Below are 17,579 nucleotides of genomic sequence, written 5' to 3' on the forward strand. Positions count from 1 at the left end.
GCGCCGGCAGTCATGTCCCCGTCAGTCGAGCCCTTTCGGCAACGGAAAGCGCACGCCCTCGTCTTCCTGCGCGATTTCCGGCTGCGGGGCGCCGGTGAGTTTGGCGACGGCCGCGACGACTTCGGCGACCAGCGCCTCAGGCGCCGAGGCGCCGGCCGTGACGCCGACCGCGTTCGCGGCCGCGAACCATTCGGGACGAATCTCCGCGGCGCGGTCGATCAGCCAGGCTTTCACGCCCTGCTGCTCGGCCACTTCGCGCAGGCGGTTGGAGTTCGAGCTGTTGGGCGAGCCGACGACGAGGATCACATCGCACTGCTGGGCGAGCCGGCGCACGGCATCCTGGCGGTTTTGCGTCGCGTAGCAGATGTCGTCCTTCTTCGGGCCGACGATGTCGGGAAAGCGGGCCTTCAGCGCCGCGACGATCGCCGCGGCATCATCCACCGAGAGGGTGGTCTGGGTGACGTAGGCCAAAGGAGGTGCCGTCCCGCCAGCGCCGAGTTTCAGCGTGGCCACGTCGGCAACGTTCTCGACCAGATACATGCCATCCGGCCATTGCCCCATCGTGCCTTCGACTTCGGGGTGCCCTCTGTGGCCGATCATGATCACCTCGCGGCCGGCCTTGCGATGGCGTTCGACTTCGAGATGCACCTTGGTCACCAGCGGGCAGGTGGCATCGAACACTTTCAGGTCGCGCCGCTCGGCCTCGGCGCGCACGCTCTTGGGCACGCCGTGGGCGGAGAAGATCACCGTCGCGCCATCGGGCACTTCGTCGAGCTCATGGACGAAGACGGCGCCCTTGGCTTTCAGGTCATCGACGACGAAGCGGTTATGCACGACCTCGTGGCGCACATAGATCGGCGCACCGAACTTTTCCAGCGCGCGCTCGACGATACTGATCGCGCGTTCGACGCCGGCGCAGAAACCGCGGGGGTTGGCGAGCAGGATTTGCATCAGAGCACTCCGATCACTTCGACCTCGAAACGGATCGACTTGCCGGCGAGGGGATGATTGAAGTCGATGAGCGCCGTCTCGGCATCCATTTCACGCACCAGCCCGGCGAATTTCTGGCCGTTCGGCGCTGCGAATTCGACGAGCGTCAAGACGCCGATGTCGGCACCACCGTTGGGCAGCTCATCGAGCGGCAGGCGCTTCATCAGCTCCGGGTTGTGCGGCCCGAAGGCCTGATGCGGCTCGAGCAGGAAGACATGGCGCTCGCCGACCGGCAGGTCTTCGAGACAGGCTTCGAGGGTGGGCGCGAGTTCGCCGCTGCCCAGCTGCAGGGTGGCGGGCGTGCTACCGAAGGTCGAGACGATCTCGGTGTCGTCGGCGGTGGCGACGCGGTAGTGGAGGGTCACGAGGTTGTCGAGTTTGACGCGTTCAGTCATGGGACGTGTGCCTGAGTTGCTGCCAGAGCAGCAGTATGACACCGACGGTGATGGCCGAGTCGGCGACGTTGAAGGCCGGCCAGTGCCAGCCGGCAACGTGAAAGTCGAGGAAATCGACCACCGCGCCAAAGCGCAGCCGGTCGATGACGTTGCCCAAAGCGCCACCGAGGATCAGCGCGAAGGCTCCCGGTTGCAGGCGCTCGCCCGCATGCCGGCGGATCATGACGACCAGCCAGGCCGAGACCGCCAGCGCCAGCGCCATAAAGAACCATTTCTGCCAGCCGCCGGCATCGGCCAAGAAACTGAACGAGGCGCCCGGGTTCATCACCAGCACGAGATTGAAGAACGGCGTGATGGTGATGCTCTCGTGCAGATGAAAGGCTGCCAGCACCCAGACCTTGGTGATCTGGTCGAGCAGGATCACGAGACCGGCCAGAGCGTACCAGCGCAACGCCGGAGGGCTCACGATTTGCTCATGAGATCAAGCGATGACGCAGTTCCGGATATTGCGGAAATACGCTATCGCGACTTGCCAAGCGAGCGTCTTGCAGCACCGCCGTGGCGATGATGATGCGGTCGGCCGGATCTTTATGGATCGGCGACAACTCGACGGCCAATGCAGCAATTTCGCAACTCGCCGAAATGCAACGCACGCCAGAGGGCGCCAGTGCCTGTTGCAACCAGTCTGCGACAGGCATTTCAAGCTCGATGATTTTGCGCCGGGCAAGCATCGCCACTTCGAAGCACGATATGGCGGATACCGCCAGCTCATCTTCTGCCATGGCGTTTTGCACCGCCGTGGGCAGGTACTGCGGCCCGCGGATGATCCAGTCGAGCCAGATATGCGTATCGAGGAGGATCACCGCGTCGTCTCGTGCGTGCTTTCCCAGTCCTCGGCTGGCACGGCTGGCCCAAGGATATCGCCGAGAATGCGCCCCTTGCCCGCGATCGCCGGGGAAGGCCGACGCAATGCAGCGTGTGCCGGACTGTTGGCGGAAAGATTCATGTTGGCTTCGACTGGCAGGACGATGACCTCGACGCGCCGAGAAGGAAAGGTGGTCGGCAAGACGACGGTCACCTTGCTGTCCTCGACTTGCACGATTTGCCTGATGGCTTCCATGACGGTCTCCTTTTCATTCACGCAAACGTGCGCGCCTCGCCCGCGCCGAAGAGGTTGCGGGTGCAGCGGCCGCAGAGTTCCGGATGCGCCGGATCATGGCCGACGTCCTCGCGCCAGTGCCAGCAGCGCGCGCATTTCTTGTGCGGGCTGGGCGTGACGATGATTTCGCTCGTCGGCGCAGGGACGACGGTGGCCTTGGAGCAGATCAGCACGAACTTCAAGTCTTCGCCGAGCGCAGCGAGCAGGTCGTGGGTTTCGCCCGCCGCGCGAATTTCGACCTCGGCCTGCAGCGAGGAACCGATCCTGCCCTGGCTGCGCACTTCCTCGATCGCTTTCATCACCTCGGCGCGCACCTGGCGGATCGTTCGCCAGCGTGCCAGTAGCGCCTCCCTGCCGGCGATCTCGGGCAAGACATGCCAGGTTTCCAGCATCACGCTGTCGCGACCCGTCACCGCGCGGATTTCCTCGGCAGTGAAAGCGAGGATCGGCGCCATCAGCCTGGTCAGGCTTTCGGTGACGTGCCATAGCGCGGACTGCGCCGAACGGCGTGCGCGCGAGGCGGCGCTGCTGGTGTAAAGACGGTCCTTGAGGATGTCGAGGTAGAAAGCACCCAAGTCCTCGGCACAGAAGTTCATCAACGCCTGCACGACTCTATGGAACTCATAGCGTTCATAGGCCTTGGTGCAAACGTCATGCAGCTCATGCGCAAGCGCCAGCGCAAAGCGGTCGATCTCCAGCCACTCCCCGACGGGCAGCATGTCTTTGCCCGCATCGAAATCCGCGGTGTTGGCAAGCAAAAACTTCAACGTGTTGCGCAGGCGGCGATAGACCTCGACGACGCGGTCGAGGATTTCCTGCGAGATCGATAGTTCGCCCGAATAGTCGGTCGCGGCGACCCACAGGCGCAGGATTTCGGCGCCCAGCTTGTCGGCGACCTGCTGCGGGGCGACGACGTTGCCCTTCGACTTGGACATCTTCATGCCCTTGCCATCGACGACGAAGCCGTGGGTCAAGAGACCCTTGTAGGGCGCGCGGCCATCGATCGCACAGCCGGTGAGCAAGCTGGAGTGGAACCAGCCGCGATGCTGATCCGAACCTTCGAGATAGAGATCGGCGGGATAGGTGCAATCGTCCTGGTGCGAGCCGCGCATCACGGTCCAGTGCGTGGTGCCGGAATCGAACCAGACGTCGAGCGTATCGCTCATCTTGTCGTAGTGCGCCGCCTCCTCGCCGAGCAGTTCTTTGGCATCGAGCGCGAACCAGGCTTCGATGCCACCGGCTTCGACACGCCTGGCCACCTCTTCGAGGAGCTCCAGCGTGCGCGGATGCGGCTCGCCGGTTTCCTTGTGCAGGAAGAACGGGATCGGCACACCCCAGTTGCGTTGGCGCGAGACGCACCAGTCGGGACGGTTGGCGATCATCGCGGACAGCCGTGCCTTGCCCCACGGCGGGAAGAACTCGGTCGCTTCGATGGCTTGCAATGCGGCGTCGCGCAGGGTGCCGCCCTCGGGCGTGGCGCGATCCATCGCGACGAACCACTGCGTGGTGGCACGATAGATGATCGGCGTCTTGTGCCGCCAGCAGTGCATGTAGCTATGCGTGATCTCGGCGCGGTTCAACAGGCAGCCGACTTCGGCGAGCTTGTCGATGATGGCCGGATTGGCCTGCCAGACGTTCATGCCGCCGAAGAAAGGCAGACTCTCCGCAAAGCGGCCATCGCCCTGCACCGGGGTGAGGATGTCCTCGTTCCTCATCCCGGCGCGCTTGCAGGATTCATAGTCCTCGACGCCATAGGCCGGCGCGGAATGCACGATGCCGGTGCCTGCATCGAGCGTCACATAATCGCCGAGGAAAACCGGGGAGGCGCGGTCATAGAACGGATGGCGGAATTGCATCCGGTCGAGCGCCAAGCCCTGACAGGCGCCCAGCACGCGGCCGTGGAGTCCAAAACGCTCGAGTGCGGCGGCACGCAGCTCGGCGGCGAGGATCAACAGCCCCTTTTCGGTGTCGACCAACTCATAGACGAAATCGGGATGGACGTTCAAGGCCTGGTTAGCGGGAATGGTCCACGGCGTGGTGGTCCAGATCACCGCATAGACGGGCTTTTCCGGCAGAGCGGCCAAACCGAAGGCGCCGGCAAGACGAACGCGCTCGGCAGGATCGAGCGGGAAGGCGACGTCGATCGCCGGGCTCTTCTTGTCGGCATACTCGACCTCGGCCTCGGCGAGCGCCGAGCCGCAGTCGAAGCACCAGTTGACGGGTTTCAGCCCCTTGAAGAGATAACCTTTGCGATACAGCTCGCCGAGGGCGCGGATCTCGGCCGCCTCGGTCTTGAATTCCATCGTCTTGTAGGGATGCTCCCAGTCGCCCAGGACGCCGAGACGGATGAAATCCTTCATCTGCCGTTCGATCTGCTCCTGCGCATAGGCGCGGCACAGCGCGCGCGCCCGATTGCCTTCGAGGTGCTTGCCGTGCGTCTTTTCGATCTGATGCTCGATCGGCAGGCCGTGACAGTCCCAGCCCGGCACATAAGGCGCATCGAAACCGGCGAGCGTTTTCGAGCGGACGATGATGTCCTTGAGGATTTTGTTCACCGCATGACCGATGTGGATGTCGCCATTGGCATAGGGGGGACCGTCGTGCAGCGTAAAGCGCGGACGGCCGCGGCATGCTTCGCGGATCCTGCGATAGAGCTGCTTGTCGTGCCACGCCTTGACCCAGCCCGGCTCGCGGCGGGCCAGATCGCCGCGCATCGGAAAGGGCGTGTCGGGCATGTTGAGGGTTTTCTTGTAGTCGGCCATCTTGCTTACCCTGGGCTCAAACTGTCAGCCTTGCGGAAAAATATTTCTGCGCCACCGCCACGTCGCAGGCGATCTGCGCGGCCAGCGCATCGAACGAATCGAACTTCATCTCTTCGCGCAGCTTGTGCAGGAAATGCACGGTGACATGCGCGCCATAAATCTCCTGATCGAAATCGAACAGATGGACTTCCAGCACGGGTCGCAGGCCCAGCCCCAGCGTCGGCCGCACGCCCAGGCTCGCCGCGCCCGGCAGGTGGCGCTTGTCCAGGCCCGACACCGTCGCGGCGAAGACACCGGTGAGCGCCACGCGCTTTCTCTTCAACTGGATGTTCGCCGTCGGCCAGCCAATCTTGCGACCGATCTTGTCGCCATGCACGACACGACCGGAAATGCAGTAAGGCCGGCCCAGGAGCCGCGCCGCATGTTCGAGATCGCCCGCGCCGAGCGCCTCGCGCACCGCGGAGCTGGAAACGCGCTCGCCGTCGATCTCGATGGTGTGCATCGCCTCGACGGAAAAGCCGAGGCGCTTGCCAGCCATCTGCAGCATCGTGAAGTCGCCGGCGCGCCCCTTGCCGAAACGGAAATCGTCACCGATGATCAGATGCCGCACACCCAAGCCGCGCACCAGCAGGCGCTCGACGAACTCCTCGGCGGTGAGGCTGGCGAGCTTGCGGGAGAAATGCAGCAGATACACCTCGTCGATGCCACAAGCATCGAGCAGGCCGAGCTTCTCGCGCAGGCTGGTGAGCCGCGCCGGCGCCTGCTCAGGCGCGAACAGTTCGCGCGGATGCGGCTCGAAGGTCATCACCGCGGCCGGCAGGCCGAACCCGCGTGCCGTGGTGGTGAGGCGTTCGAGCAAGGCGCGGTGCCCGAGATGCACGCCGTCGAAATTGCCGATGGCGAGCACGCGGGAGGACGCCGCTTGCGCTGGAATGGTGCGGAAAAACTGCATCTCTTGAGGCGCGTGGAAAACGCCTGATTGTATCAGTAGAGCCTTGCCAGCTTCGATTTCGCCGCGGGCGGATTCTGCGCGAAGTAGCGCTTCATGCCGGAGAGCAGCGCCTCGGCCATCTGGTTCTGGTACGCCTCGTCGGTGAGACGTTTCTCTTCCTCGGGATTGGAAATGAAGGCAGTCTCGACGAGGATCGAGGGAATGTCCGGGGCCTTGAGCACGGCAAAGCCTGCCTGCTCGACATGCCCCTTGTGCAAGTCATTGATGCCGCCGATCTCGTTGAGCACGGCGCGGCCGAGCTTGAGGCTGTCGTTGATCGTCGCCGTCTGCGAGAGATCCAGCAGCGTGCGCGCGAGATGCGGATCCTTGTTGCCGAGATTCACGCCACCGATCAGATCGGCGGCATTCTCCCGGTCGGCGAGCCAGCGCGCGGCCGACGAGGAGGCGCCATTTTCCGACAGCACGAACACCGACGAACCCCGTGCGGTCGGCTTCATGAAGGCGTCGGCATGCACCGAGACGAACAGGTCGGCCTTGACGCGCCGCGCCTTGGCGACGCGTTGCTGGAGCGGAATGAAGTAGTCGCCATCGCGCGTCAAGAGCGCGCGCATGTTCGGCGTCGCGTCGATCTTTGCCTTGAGGCGGCGCGCGATCGCCAGCGTGACATCCTTCTCGCGGCTGCCGCCGGCGCCGATCGCGCCCGGATCTTCGCCACCGTGACCGGGGTCGATGACCACGGTGATTAGGCGCGTGATATCGGGCTCCTCGGCACGAGGCTTGCGATCGGCCGCCGGGTCGGCCAGGGCGAATGGATCGTCCTGAGCGCGTTTTTCCAATAGCGCCAACAGCGGATCGGGGGGCACTGCCGGGTAGAGATCGATCACCAGCCGATGGCCATAGCTGCCGATCGGCTTGAGGGCAAAGAGCTGCGGCTTCACCTCGCCCTTCAGCTCGATGACGATGCGCACCACGCCGGGTTTGAAACGGCCGGCGCGGATCAGCTTGATTTGCGGATCCTCGTCGAGAATCTTGCCCGGCAGGCTGGCGAGCACCGAATTGAATTCGACCCCTTCGAGATCGAGCACCAGCCGCTCCGGGTCTTTCAGCAGCATCTGCCGGAACTCGATCGGCTGATCGTGTTCGATGGTCACCCGCGTGTAATCGGGCGCCGGCCAAACACGCACGCCGATGAGCGTCGGCGCCGCCGCCCGGCCCAGTGGCGTGACCAGCAGGGTCAGGACGGCCGGGCCGGCGCGGAGGAAGTCGCGGCGGGTAAAGCCGGAGAGCTTGCTAGCCATCGCCGCCCCCGTTCGCTGACCGCTTCGATGCAGGCATGACGGCCATCGCCGGCATGCAGGAGCCGGATGGAGATGTCCGGCGGCGGCAGATAAGGTGCCGCCCGATTTGGCCACTCGACCAGACAAAGCCCTTCATTGGCGAAGTATTCGTCCACTCCGGCATCGAGAAATTCTTCCGGAAAATTGAACCTATAAAAATCAAAGTGATATAAGTGTAATCCAGAAATTACATAAGGTTCAACCAGGGTGAAGGTCGGGCTCTTGACCGGTCCGCGAAAGTCGAGTTTTTGCAACAGTCCGCGCACCAGCGTGGTCTTGCCGGCGCCGAGATCGCCTTCGAGATAAATGACGGCCGCAGGGCTCACATCTTTAGGCAATAGGCCGGCAAGCCAAGCCCCCAACGCCAGCGTGGCCGTCTCGTCGGGTAATTGAAATTCACGGCGGTTATCATCGGTGGCATGCACGACTGGACTGCCCTCAAGGAAAAGATCCGCGGCTGGGGACGGGAGCTGGGTTTTACCGCGGTCGGCTTTGCCGGCATCGATCTCGGCAGCGCAGAACAGGGACTGCTCGACTGGCTCGCCGCCGGCTGTCACGGCACGATGGATTATATGGCCCGTCACGGCGCGAAACGGGCACGGCCGGCCGAACTGGTACCGGGCACGCGCTGCGTGATTTCCTGCCGGATGGACTATCTGCCCGCCCACCCTTTTCCGGAGTGCCGTCCCGCCAGCGCCGACTCTCCGAGACAAGGCGGCGCCCGGCGGGACGCCCCATTTCCCGCCAGCGCCGACTCTCCGAGACAAGGCGGCGCCCGGCGGGACGCCCCATTTCCCGCCAGCGCCGACTTCCGCGATGCGCCGCAGGCCGTCATCTCGCGTTACGCGCTCGGCCGCGACTACCACAAGGTCGTGCGCAGCCGCTTGCAAAGGCTCGCCGAGCGGATCGAGGCCGAAACGGGCCCCATCAACCATCGCGCCTTCACCGATTCCGCGCCGGTGATGGAAGTGGAGCTTGCCAAAAACGCCGGCCTCGGCTGGCGCGGCAAACATACGCTGCTCCTGTCGCGCAGCGGTTCGTGGTTTTTCCTCGGCGAGCTGTTCGTCGATCTACCGCTGCCGCCGGATGGACCGATCGCCGATCATTGCGGCCGCTGCACTGCTTGTCTCACGGCCTGTCCGACCGGCGCCTTTCTCGGCCCCTACCGGCTCGACGCCCGCCGCTGCATTTCCTACCTGACCATCGAGCATGCCGGCAGCATTGCAGCGGAACTGCGTCCGCTGCTCGGCAACCGCATCTATGGCTGCGACGACTGCCAGCTCGTCTGTCCCTGGAACCGCCATGCACCGACGACCCGCGAAGCCGATTTCCTGCCGCGCCACGGTCTGGACCGAGCGACATTGGTAGAGCTATTCGCCTGGAGCGAGAGTGAATTCAACGAGCGGCTGGCGGGCTCGCCGATCCGGCGCATCGGTTACGAGCGCTGGCTGAGGAACATCGCCATAGCACTCGGCAATGCCGCACCAGACCCTGCAGCGAAAGCGGCTTTGCTCGCGCGAGCGGAGCATCCGTCGGCGCTGGTGCGCGAGCATGTGGCCTGGGCCTTGTCGCGTTATCCGGGCTGATCCCCAGTGACATAGGGCCGCGCGGGATCGGCGCACCACTCGCTCCACGAGCCCGGATAGAGCTTCGAGCCGGACAGTCCCGCGATCTCCATTCCGAGCACATTGACGCAAGCCGTCACCCCCGAGCCGCATACATGCACGACGCTGCGCGGGTCGCGATCGCCGATCAGGTCGATGAATTCCGCCCGCAATTCATCGGCGGGCTTGAAGTAGATCGCCGCGTCGTCGAGACAGTCGTAGTAGAAGCGGTTGAGCGCGCCCGGAATGTGGCCGGCCACCGGATCGAGCCGCTCGTTTTCGCCGGCGTAGCGATCCTCACTGCGCGCGTCGATGAGCAGCATGTCCGGCTGATGCAGATGGCGTTCGACATAGGCGGCATCGACGAGCATCTCGGGACGCGGCTGTGGCACGAACTGCGCCGGCGTCACGGTTTTCACCGTGGTGTCGAGCGGCAGCTTGGCGCGCCGCCAGCCGGGTAGCCCCCCGTCGAGCACCGCCACCTTGTCGTGGCCCAGCCATTTGAGCAGCCACCACAGGCGCGATGCAAAGGCGCTCGCCTCGTTGTCGTAGGCCACCACCTGGGTGTCGGGCGTGATGCCGCATTCCCCCATCCGTCGCGCGAAGGTCTCGATGGCCGGCAGTGGATGGCGACCGTTCTTTCCGGTCATCGGCCCGGAGAGGTCGCGGTCGCAATGCAGGAACAACGCGCCAGGAATGTGCGCCTTCGCCCAGGCTTGCGCGCCATATTCGGTGTTCGCCAGGTCATGGCGACAGTCGAACACCACCCAGCGAGGATCGTCCAGATGGGCGGCGAGTTCGTCGACGCTGACCAGGGTCGTCGCCATCACGCTTCCTCGGCAAGCCAGGCGCGCGCCTCTGCCACATCGTCGAAGACGCGCAGTTCGGCCGCGATGAAAGCTTTTTCCAGCCAGGCGCTCCACGCCAGCCACTGGCTGTCGGTGACGATGGCGATCTTCTTGAAATCGCCACCATGCAGGCGCGTGAATTTGATTTCCTCCACCGCGACATCGACCGTGAATCCCGCCATTTCGGTGAGATCGAAGAGCAGGCTGTGAGAGCCATCGAACAAATCGTTGGCGATCAGATACTCCTCGAACTCGGTGAAGTCCGCAAGGGTGAACTCGCCGATCACGGCCAGGCTGACATACTGCGGGTTGTGGTCGATGGTAATCATTTTCCGGCCAGCGCCTCGGACATCAGACGGCGATAGAACTCATGGAAGTGCTGCATGCCATCCTCCATCGGCGATTGATAGGGCCCGACCTCGTTCTTGCCCTGCTTGAGCAAGGCATAACGGCCACGATCCATGCGCTCGCCGATGTCGTCGTCCTCGATCGCGGTTTCCATGTAGGCGGCCTGCTCGGCCTTGATGAACTCGGGCTCGAACAGCGCGATGTCCTCGGGATAGTAGAACTCGACGACGTTGAGGGTCTTCTGCACGTCCTGCGGGATCAGGGTGGAAACGACGAGCACGTGCGGATACCACTCGACCATGATGTTCGGATAGTAGGTGAGCCACACCGCGCCCTGCTTGGGCAGCTCGCCGTTGTAGTAGTCGAGCACCGCCTTGTGCCACTGCGCGTAGGTCTTGGAGCCGGGCTTGGCGAGCGAGGTGATGCCGACCTTCTGCACCGAATACCACTCGGCGAACTGCCAGGTCAGGTCGTCGCAGGTGACGAAGTTGCCCAGGCCCGGATGGTAGGGCACGACGTGGTAGTCCTCGAGATAGACCTCGATGAAGGTCTTCCAGTTGTAGTTGCACTGGTGCAGCTCGACGTGGTCGAGCTTGTAGCCGGTGAAATCGAACTCGCCGGCCACCTTCATGCCGGCGAGATCGGCATTCGCCGAACGCGGCCCCTTGAAGAGCAGGCCGTTCCAGCGCTCCAGCTTGACCTTGTCGAGATTGAGACAAGGATTGGCGGGGAAATGCGGTGCGCCGATCAGCTGGCCTTCCGTGTCGTAGGTCCAGCGGTGGATCGGGCAGACGATGGTCTTGTCGGCTTTGCCCGAACCTTGCAGCATGATCGCCTGGCGATGACGGCAGACGTTCGACATCAAATAGAAACCGTCCGGCTGATGGGTCAGCAGATGCGAGTGGTCGGTCCATTCGGTGGAGCGATAGTCGTAGAGTTCCGGCACCATCAGTTCATGGCCGACATAGCCTGGCCCGGCATCGAAGAGGAGTTTTTTCTCCAGTTCGAAGAGTTTTTCGTCGAAATACCATTCGACGGGAAACTGGGAAACCCCCGGGGCCAGCCGCGCCCGCGTTGCGATGTCGGACATATCCATCAACCTCCAGGAAAATGCGCCAAATCGGCACCTTACCGTGCCGGGACGTGGTCAAGAAAAGAGTCGGAAAGTATAGTGCATTTGACCTCGGGGGGCAGCATCGGCTATTTTGCGGGGTTCGCGAAATTGCCCCCGATGATGAAATCGATCGCAACCGAATCACCCATCTCCTTCGAGGCCGCGCTGCAGGAACTGGAACGCCTCGTCCAGACGCTGGAAACGGGCAATCTGCCGCTCGAAGAATCGCTCGCCGCCTACGAGCGCGGCATGGCGCTGCTCAAGTTCTGTCAGGAAACCCTGGCCTGCGCCGAGCAACGAATCCGCATCCTCAGCGGCGAGGAGCTCACGCCGCTCGCATCCAAGGAGGCCGACGCACCATGAACGACGCTTTCCTGCACTGGATGGGGGAGATTCAGCGGCGCACCGAGGCGGCCCTCGACCACTGGCTGCCACCGGCGGCCACCGCACCCGCGCGGCTGCACACCGCGATGCGCTACAGCGTGCTCGGCGGTGGCAAGCGCATGCGCCCGCTGCTGTGTCATGCCGCCGGCGAGGCGCTCGGTGCCGACGCGCAGGCGCTCGATGCCGCCGCCTGCGCGGTCGAGCTGATCCACGCCTATTCTCTGGTGCATGACGACCTGCCCTGCATGGACGACGACGTGCTGCGGCGCGGTCGCCCGACCTGCCATGTCGAATACGACGAGGCCACCGCGCTGCTGGTCGGCGATGCATTGCAAACCCTGGCTTTCCAGGTGCTGGCCGAATCGCCCGTGCCGTCCTGCCAGCGCCGACTGGCGATGATCGCCCTGCTCGCCCAGGCGGCCGGTTCGCGCGGCATGGCCGGCGGCCAGGCGCTCGATCTCGCCGCCGTCGGCGCGACGCTCGCGCTGGAAGAGCTCGAGTTCATGCACATCCGCAAGACCGGCGCCTTGATCCGCGCCGCCGTCCTGCTTGGCGCCCATTGCGGTGAAGCGGATGACGCCACACTCGCCGCGCTTGGTCACTTCGCCAACCGCGCCGGCCTGTTGTTCCAGGTGATCGACGACATCCTCGACGCCGAAGGCAGCACCGTGACGCTCGGCAAGACCGCCGGCAAGGATGCCGCGCAGGACAAGCCGACCTATGTCAGCATGCTGGGTCTGCCGCGCGCCAAGGCGCTCGCCGCGCAGTTGCGCGCAGAGGCGCAGGCCGCCCTGGCCGGCTGCCCGCTCGACACCGCGCGTCTGGCTCAACTCACCCGCTTCATCGCCGAGCGCAGCTTCTGATGACGGCTTATCCCCTGCTCGAAACCATCGACGACCCGGCCGCGCTGCGCGCCCTGCCGCGCGAGCGGCTGCCCGAGCTCGCCGCCGAGCTGCGCGCTTTCCTGCTCGAGACGGTTTCGAAAACCGGCGGCCACCTGTCGTCGAATCTGGGCACCGTCGAGCTGACGATCGCTCTGCACGCGGTGTTCGACACACCACACGATCTGCTGGTCTGGGACGTCGGCCATCAGACCTACGCGCACAAGATCCTCACCGGCCGTCGGGCGGCGATGGCGCGCTTGAGGATGAAGGATGGCATTTCCGGTTTCCCGCGCCGTGAGGAATCGCCTTACGACACGTTCGGCGTCGGCCATTCCTCGACCTCGATCTCGGCAGCGCTGGGGATGGCGATCGCCGCGCGCGACCGCGGCGAAGACAGACACGTCGTCGCCATCATCGGCGACGGCGCGATGTCGGCCGGCCAGGCCTTCGAAGCGCTCAACAACGCCGGCGTGGCGGACGCCAACCTGCTCGTCATCCTCAACGACAACGACATGTCGATCTCGCCGCCGGTCGGCGCGCTCAACAAGTATCTGGCGCGGCTGTTTTCCGGCCGCACCTTCAACGCCGCGCGCCGGGCCGGCGAGCGTGTGCTCTCCGTCGCCCCGCCGTTGCTGGAACTTGCCAGGCGCGCCGAAGAACACGTCAAAGGCATGTTCGTGCCTGGCACGCTGTTCGAGGAGTTCGGCTTCAACTACATCGGCCCGATCGACGGTCACGATCTCGAATCGCTGATCCCGACGCTGGAAAACCTGCGTGAGCTCAAGGGACCGCAGTTCCTGCACATCATCACCAAGAAGGGACAAGGCTACAAGCTCGCCGAAGCCGATCCGGTGCTCTACCATGGCGTGTCGAAGTTCGATGCCGCCAACGGCATCCAGAGCGCCAAGGGCGCCGGCAAACTCACCTTCACGCAGGTGTTCGGCGACTGGCTGTGCGACATGGCAACCGCCGATGACCGTCTCGTCGCCATCACGCCGGCGATGTGCGAAGGCTCTGGCATGACGCGCTTTGCCGAGTGCTTTCCGAGGCGATTCCACGATGTCGGCATCGCCGAACAGCACGCGGTGACCTTCGCTGCGGGCTTGGCCTGCGGCGGCATGAAACCGGTGGTGGCGATCTACTCGACTTTCCTGCAGCGTGCCTACGACCAACTGATCCACGACGTCGCGCTACAGAATCTCGACGTCACCTTTGCGATCGACCGCGGCGGCATCGTCGGTGCCGATGGCGCGACGCACCAAGGGGCTTTCGACCTCTCGTATCTCACCTGCATTCCCAACATGGTCGTGATGGCGCCGGCCGACGAGGCCGAATGCCGGCGCATGCTGACCACGGCCTACCACTATCCGGGCCCCGCGGCGGTCCGCTATCCGCGCGGCACCGGCCCTGCCGTGCCGCCAGCGCCGACTTTGGACGCCATCGACATCGGCAAGGGTGAGCTCAGACGCCAGGGCAAGCAGGTGGCGATCCTCGCCTTCGGCACCCTGGTGGCGGCCGCGCTGGAAGCCGGCGAGGCGCTCGATGCGACCGTTGCCAACATGCGCTTCGTCAAGCCGCTCGATACCGATCTGGTGCGGCGACTCGCCGACAGCCATGACGCGCTGGTCACCGTCGAGGAAAATGCCATCATTGGCGGCGCCGGCGCAGAAGTGGCCCGGGCGCTCGAAAATACAGGGCAGACCAAGCCCCTGCTGCGCCTCGGGCTGCCGGATCGATTCATCGAACATGGCGAGCAAGGCCAGATGCTCGCCGAGCTGAGCCTGAGCGGTGCAGGCATCATCGATCGCATCAGGCATTTTCTTTCCACCCTTACTTGAGAAATCTAGTCGGGAATGTTATATAGGGTTCCAGAACGACGGACGGTCAGCGAGCCGGCCGCATCCCCAACCCCACGGAGACATTCCCATGAACCTGAAAGACATCACCATGGCCATTCCTGACGTCCAATCGAGCTTTGATGCCCGCCAGCTGCCGATCAACAAGGTGGGCATCAAATCGATCCGCCATCCCGTCAAGGTGCTCGACAAGAGCGGCGGCGTGCAGCACACGATCGCCACCTTCAACATGTACGTCGGCCTGCCGCACAACTTCAAGGGCACGCACATGTCGCGCTTCGTCGAGATCCTCAACGCCCACGAGCGCGAAATCTCGGTCGAGAATTACGAACCGATGCTGCGCGAGATGGTGAAGAAGCTCGAAGCCAAGACCGGCCATCTGGAGATGAGCTTTCCCTACTTCATCAACAAGGAAGCGCCGATCTCGAAGGTGAAGAGCCTGCTCGATTACGACGTCACCTTCATCGGCGAGATCATCGAAAACGACGGCTATCGGCAGACCACGCGCGTCGTCGTGCCGGCCACCAGCCTGTGTCCCTGCTCGAAGAAGATTTCCGAGCGCGGCGCCCACAACCAACGCTCGCACATCACGATCACCGCCACCACCAACAGCTTCGTCTGGATCGAAGAACTCGTGCAGATGGCGGAGAGCCAAGCCTCTTGCGAGCTCTACGGTCTCTTGAAGCGCCCGGACGAGAAATACGTCACCGAGCGCGCCTACGACAATCCGAAGTTCGTCGAGGACATCGTGCGCGACGTCGCCGGCCTGCTCAATGCCGATCCGCGCATTGACGCCTACGTGGTCGAATCGGAAAATTTCGAGTCCATCCACAACCACTCGGCCTACGCGCTGATCGAACGCGATAAAACCCGCCGCGAATAACGGTTGCCAACAAAAAAGGACGCCTTGGCGTCCTTTTTTGTCATCGGTCGCGAGTCTTATTCCTTGGACTCGCCACCCTTCTTGGTGAGCTTCTCCTTGATCCGCGCCGACTTGCCGGAACGGTCGCGCAAGTAGTAGAGCTTGGCGCGGCGCACATCGCCCTTCCTCTTCACCTCGATGCTCGCGATCAGCGGCGAATAGGTCTGGAAGGTACGTTCGACGCCTTCGCCGGAAGAAATCTTGCGCACGGTGAAGCTGGAATTCAGGCCGCGGTTGCGCTTGGCGATCACCACGCCTTCATAGGCCTGGACGCGCTTTCTTTCGCCTTCCACCACATTCACGTTCACCACCACCGTGTCACCCGGGGCAAACTCGGGGATGGTTTTGCCGAGGCGTTCGATTTCCTCTTTTTCCAGTTGCTGAATCAGGTTCATGTCGCGTTTTCCTTGTCAAATATGATTTATGACGACCGCAGAGCTGCTGCGTTCGATTCGGCTTCGATCTCCCGCAGCAGTTGCGCTTCTTCCTCGCTCAAACCGCGAGCAGCTTTTTGCGCCAGCCATTTGGCAAACAACTCCGGGCGGCGCTCCCGGGTCCGCGCCAGCGACTGCTTCAGTCGCCAGCGGCGGATGTTCTCGTGGTGACCGGAGAGCAACACCTCCGGCACCGGCATGCCTTCATACACCTCCGGCCGTGTGTAGTGCGGGCAATCCAACAACCCGTCCACGAAAGAATCCTCTACCGCCGAAGCCTCGTCGTTCAAGGCGCCCGGCAGCTGCCGCACCGTCGCATCGATCAGCGCCAGCGCGGCGATCTCGCCGCCGGACAACACGAAGTCACCCAGCGACACTTCCTCATCGACGCAGCGCGCGATGACGCGCTCGTCGATCCCTTCATAGCGGCCGCAGAGCAGGATCGCGCCGTCGCTCGCCGCCAGGCGCTTCACCCGGTCATGCGTCAGCGGCTGCCCCTGCGGCGAGAGATAGATCACCCTGCCCTCACCGCCACGCGCGGCCTTGGCGGCGCCGATCGCCTTCTCCAGCGGCTCGGCGCGCATCACCATGCCGGGACCGCCGCCGAAGGGTCGGTCATCGACCGAGCCATAGGCATTGCCGGCCCACTGACGCGGATTCCAGCACATGATCTGCCACAAGCCGCGCTCCAACGCCCGCCGCGTGATGCCGGACTCCGTCACCGCCGCGAACATCTCCGGGAACAGCGTCACGACATCGAAGCGCAGCACTCGCACACCCCCCGCTTACCAGTCCCGTTCCCAGGCAACATGGATCATGCCGGCCGGCACATCCACGGTCTTCACCACCTGACCGACGAAGGGCAACAGACGCTCACGCGCCGTTTCGCCTTCGCCTTCCGTCACCACCAGCACGGCATGGGCGCCGGACTCGATCAACGTCTTCACGCGTCCGAGCGTTTCCTGCCGCTCATTCACCACCTGCAGGCCGACCAGATCGGCCCAGTAAAACTCGTCTTCCTCCGTCGCCGGCAGCGCCTCGCGGGGCGCGCCGAAGAATTGTCCAACCAGCTGCTCGGCCGCGGTGCGGTCGTCGATACCTGCCAGTTTGACCAGCCAGCCCTTGCCATGAATGCGCATGTCCTGCACGGCGAAGGCGCGCCAACCGGAAAACGCCGTCTCATCCTTGCCCAGCCACCAGCGCGGCATTTCGCGCCAGCGCCCGGGGTCATCACCGAAGGGGTGCAGCCGCAGCCAGCCTTTCACCCCGTATGGGGCAGTGATCCGCCCCAGAACGATCATTTTTTCCGCGGTGATTACGCAGCCTGCGCGGCGGCGGATTGCTTGACGAGACGTGCGGCGGTGGGCGAGAGCTGGGCGCCTTTGCCCTGCCAGTAGGCCAGGCGTTCGGTATCGATCGACAGCGCCTTCTCGTTTTCGGCGGCCTTGGGGTTGTAGTAACCGATACGCTCGACGAAACGGCCGTCGCGGCGGTTGCGCGAATCGGTGACGACCATGTTGTAGAACGGGCGCTTCTTGGCGCCGCTGCGGGCAAGACGAATCACGACCATGGAGGTTCCTCGAAAAAATC

General features: G+C 63.9%; 21 protein-coding genes. 5 read left to right on the forward strand and 16 right to left on the reverse strand.

Going from position 1 to position 17,579, the window contains the following annotated elements; translation table 11 throughout:
• Positions 1–21 precede the first annotated feature (21 nt).
• The 9 genes from ispH to tsaE are packed head-to-tail and all read right to left on the reverse strand — an operon-like array spanning position 22 to position 8,020.
• Positions 22–951: a 4-hydroxy-3-methylbut-2-enyl diphosphate reductase gene (ispH, locus tag M52SOB_RS08570; RefSeq protein ID WP_131111468.1), complete on the reverse strand. Its 930-nt coding sequence runs from the start codon at positions 949–951 to the stop codon at positions 22–24.
• Complete coding sequence (locus tag M52SOB_RS08575) at positions 951–1,385, reverse strand: FKBP-type peptidyl-prolyl cis-trans isomerase (RefSeq protein ID WP_131111469.1); 435 nt, start codon at positions 1,383–1,385, stop codon at positions 951–953. Before M52SOB_RS08575 ends, ispH begins: the two co-directional genes overlap by 1 nt.
• Positions 1,378–1,851, reverse strand: a complete 474-nt coding sequence (gene lspA, locus M52SOB_RS08580) for a signal peptidase II (RefSeq protein ID WP_284155049.1) — start codon at positions 1,849–1,851, stop codon at positions 1,378–1,380. Before lspA ends, M52SOB_RS08575 begins: the two co-directional genes overlap by 8 nt.
• Before the next feature lie 7 nt (positions 1,852–1,858).
• Entirely contained in the window at positions 1,859–2,248 is a 390-nt protein-coding gene (locus tag M52SOB_RS08585) for a type II toxin-antitoxin system VapC family toxin (protein WP_172601796.1), read from the reverse strand.
• Positions 2,245–2,505: a hypothetical protein gene (locus M52SOB_RS08590; protein ID WP_131111472.1), complete on the reverse strand. Its 261-nt coding sequence runs from the start codon at positions 2,503–2,505 to the stop codon at positions 2,245–2,247. Before M52SOB_RS08590 ends, M52SOB_RS08585 begins: the two co-directional genes overlap by 4 nt.
• A gap of 17 nt (positions 2,506–2,522) precedes the next feature.
• Complete coding sequence (ileS, locus tag M52SOB_RS08595) at positions 2,523–5,306, reverse strand: isoleucine--tRNA ligase (RefSeq protein WP_131111473.1); 2,784 nt, start codon at positions 5,304–5,306, stop codon at positions 2,523–2,525.
• Positions 5,307–5,322: 16 nt separating this feature from the next.
• Entirely contained in the window at positions 5,323–6,258 is a 936-nt protein-coding gene (locus M52SOB_RS08600) for a bifunctional riboflavin kinase/FAD synthetase (protein ID WP_131111474.1), read from the reverse strand.
• Between the two features lie 32 nt (positions 6,259–6,290).
• Positions 6,291–7,556, reverse strand: coding sequence for an N-acetylmuramoyl-L-alanine amidase (locus M52SOB_RS08605; RefSeq protein ID WP_131111475.1), 1,266 nt, complete (start codon positions 7,554–7,556; stop codon positions 6,291–6,293).
• Positions 7,493–8,020 (reverse strand): tRNA (adenosine(37)-N6)-threonylcarbamoyltransferase complex ATPase subunit type 1 TsaE, encoded by a 528-nt coding sequence (gene tsaE / locus M52SOB_RS08610; RefSeq protein ID WP_131111476.1) that lies wholly within the window; start codon positions 8,018–8,020, stop codon positions 7,493–7,495. The genes M52SOB_RS08605 and tsaE overlap by 64 nt, the downstream gene beginning before the upstream one ends.
• Between tsaE and queG the strand changes: the two genes are divergently transcribed.
• Positions 8,015–9,181 (forward strand): tRNA epoxyqueuosine(34) reductase QueG, encoded by a 1,167-nt coding sequence (gene queG, locus M52SOB_RS08615; RefSeq protein WP_131111477.1) that lies wholly within the window; start codon positions 8,015–8,017, stop codon positions 9,179–9,181. The genes tsaE and queG overlap by 6 nt on opposite strands.
• Here the strand turns inward: queG and M52SOB_RS08620 are convergent.
• Genes M52SOB_RS08620 through M52SOB_RS08630 form a run of 3 tightly spaced genes read right to left on the reverse strand, consistent with a single transcriptional unit; the run spans position 9,169 to position 11,485 of the window.
• Complete coding sequence (locus M52SOB_RS08620) at positions 9,169–10,026, reverse strand: sulfurtransferase (RefSeq protein ID WP_131111478.1); 858 nt, start codon at positions 10,024–10,026, stop codon at positions 9,169–9,171. The two genes, queG and M52SOB_RS08620, sit on opposite strands and share 13 nt — an antisense overlap.
• Positions 10,026–10,376 carry a SpoIIAA family protein gene (locus M52SOB_RS08625; RefSeq protein WP_131111479.1) on the reverse strand — a complete coding sequence of 117 codons (351 nt, stop codon included), beginning with the start codon at positions 10,374–10,376 and terminating at the stop codon, positions 10,026–10,028. The genes M52SOB_RS08620 and M52SOB_RS08625 overlap by 1 nt, the downstream gene beginning before the upstream one ends.
• Positions 10,373–11,485, reverse strand: coding sequence for an aromatic ring-hydroxylating oxygenase subunit alpha (locus tag M52SOB_RS08630; protein ID WP_131111480.1), 1,113 nt, complete (start codon positions 11,483–11,485; stop codon positions 10,373–10,375). The genes M52SOB_RS08625 and M52SOB_RS08630 overlap by 4 nt, the downstream gene beginning before the upstream one ends.
• Positions 11,486–11,626: 141 nt before the next feature.
• Between M52SOB_RS08630 and M52SOB_RS08635 the strand changes: the two genes are divergently transcribed.
• From M52SOB_RS08635 to folE2, 4 genes are all read left to right on the forward strand, one after another.
• Positions 11,627–11,872: an exodeoxyribonuclease VII small subunit gene (locus M52SOB_RS08635; RefSeq protein ID WP_131111481.1), complete on the forward strand. Its 246-nt coding sequence runs from the start codon at positions 11,627–11,629 to the stop codon at positions 11,870–11,872.
• Positions 11,869–12,756 (forward strand): polyprenyl synthetase family protein, encoded by an 888-nt coding sequence (locus M52SOB_RS08640; protein WP_131111482.1) that lies wholly within the window; start codon positions 11,869–11,871, stop codon positions 12,754–12,756. Before M52SOB_RS08635 ends, M52SOB_RS08640 begins: the two co-directional genes overlap by 4 nt.
• Entirely contained in the window at positions 12,756–14,615 is a 1,860-nt protein-coding gene (gene dxs, locus M52SOB_RS08645; protein WP_131111483.1) for a 1-deoxy-D-xylulose-5-phosphate synthase, read from the forward strand. Before M52SOB_RS08640 ends, dxs begins: the two co-directional genes overlap by 1 nt.
• Before the next feature lie 88 nt (positions 14,616–14,703).
• On the forward strand, positions 14,704–15,516 hold the full coding sequence (folE2, locus tag M52SOB_RS08650) for a GTP cyclohydrolase FolE2 (protein ID WP_131111484.1): 813 nt from the start codon (positions 14,704–14,706) through the stop codon (positions 15,514–15,516).
• A gap of 56 nt (positions 15,517–15,572) precedes the next feature.
• On the opposite strand, the gene rplS is transcribed toward folE2, so the two are convergent.
• From rplS to rpsP, 4 genes are read right to left on the reverse strand one after another with little or no spacing between them, the layout of a single operon-like run.
• Positions 15,573–15,950: a 50S ribosomal protein L19 gene (gene rplS / locus M52SOB_RS08655; protein WP_131111485.1), complete on the reverse strand. Its 378-nt coding sequence runs from the start codon at positions 15,948–15,950 to the stop codon at positions 15,573–15,575.
• Between the two features lie 26 nt (positions 15,951–15,976).
• Positions 15,977–16,759 carry a tRNA (guanosine(37)-N1)-methyltransferase TrmD gene (trmD, locus tag M52SOB_RS08660; RefSeq protein WP_131111486.1) on the reverse strand — a complete coding sequence of 261 codons (783 nt, stop codon included), beginning with the start codon at positions 16,757–16,759 and terminating at the stop codon, positions 15,977–15,979.
• A 15-nt stretch (positions 16,760–16,774) separates the two neighbouring features.
• The gene (rimM, locus tag M52SOB_RS08665; protein ID WP_131111487.1) at positions 16,775–17,290 is read right to left on the reverse strand and encodes a ribosome maturation factor RimM; all 516 of its coding nucleotides are present in this window, start codon (positions 17,288–17,290) and stop codon (positions 16,775–16,777) included.
• A gap of 14 nt (positions 17,291–17,304) precedes the next feature.
• A complete protein-coding gene (gene rpsP, locus M52SOB_RS08670; RefSeq protein ID WP_131111488.1) occupies positions 17,305–17,559 on the reverse strand; it encodes a 30S ribosomal protein S16 in 255 nt (84 codons plus the stop codon).
• Positions 17,560–17,579 lie beyond the last annotated feature (20 nt).

Origin of the sequence: Sulfuricystis thermophila (assembly GCF_004323595.1) — a bacterium.
Lineage (GTDB): Bacteria > Pseudomonadota > Gammaproteobacteria > Burkholderiales > Rhodocyclaceae > Sulfuricystis > Sulfuricystis thermophila.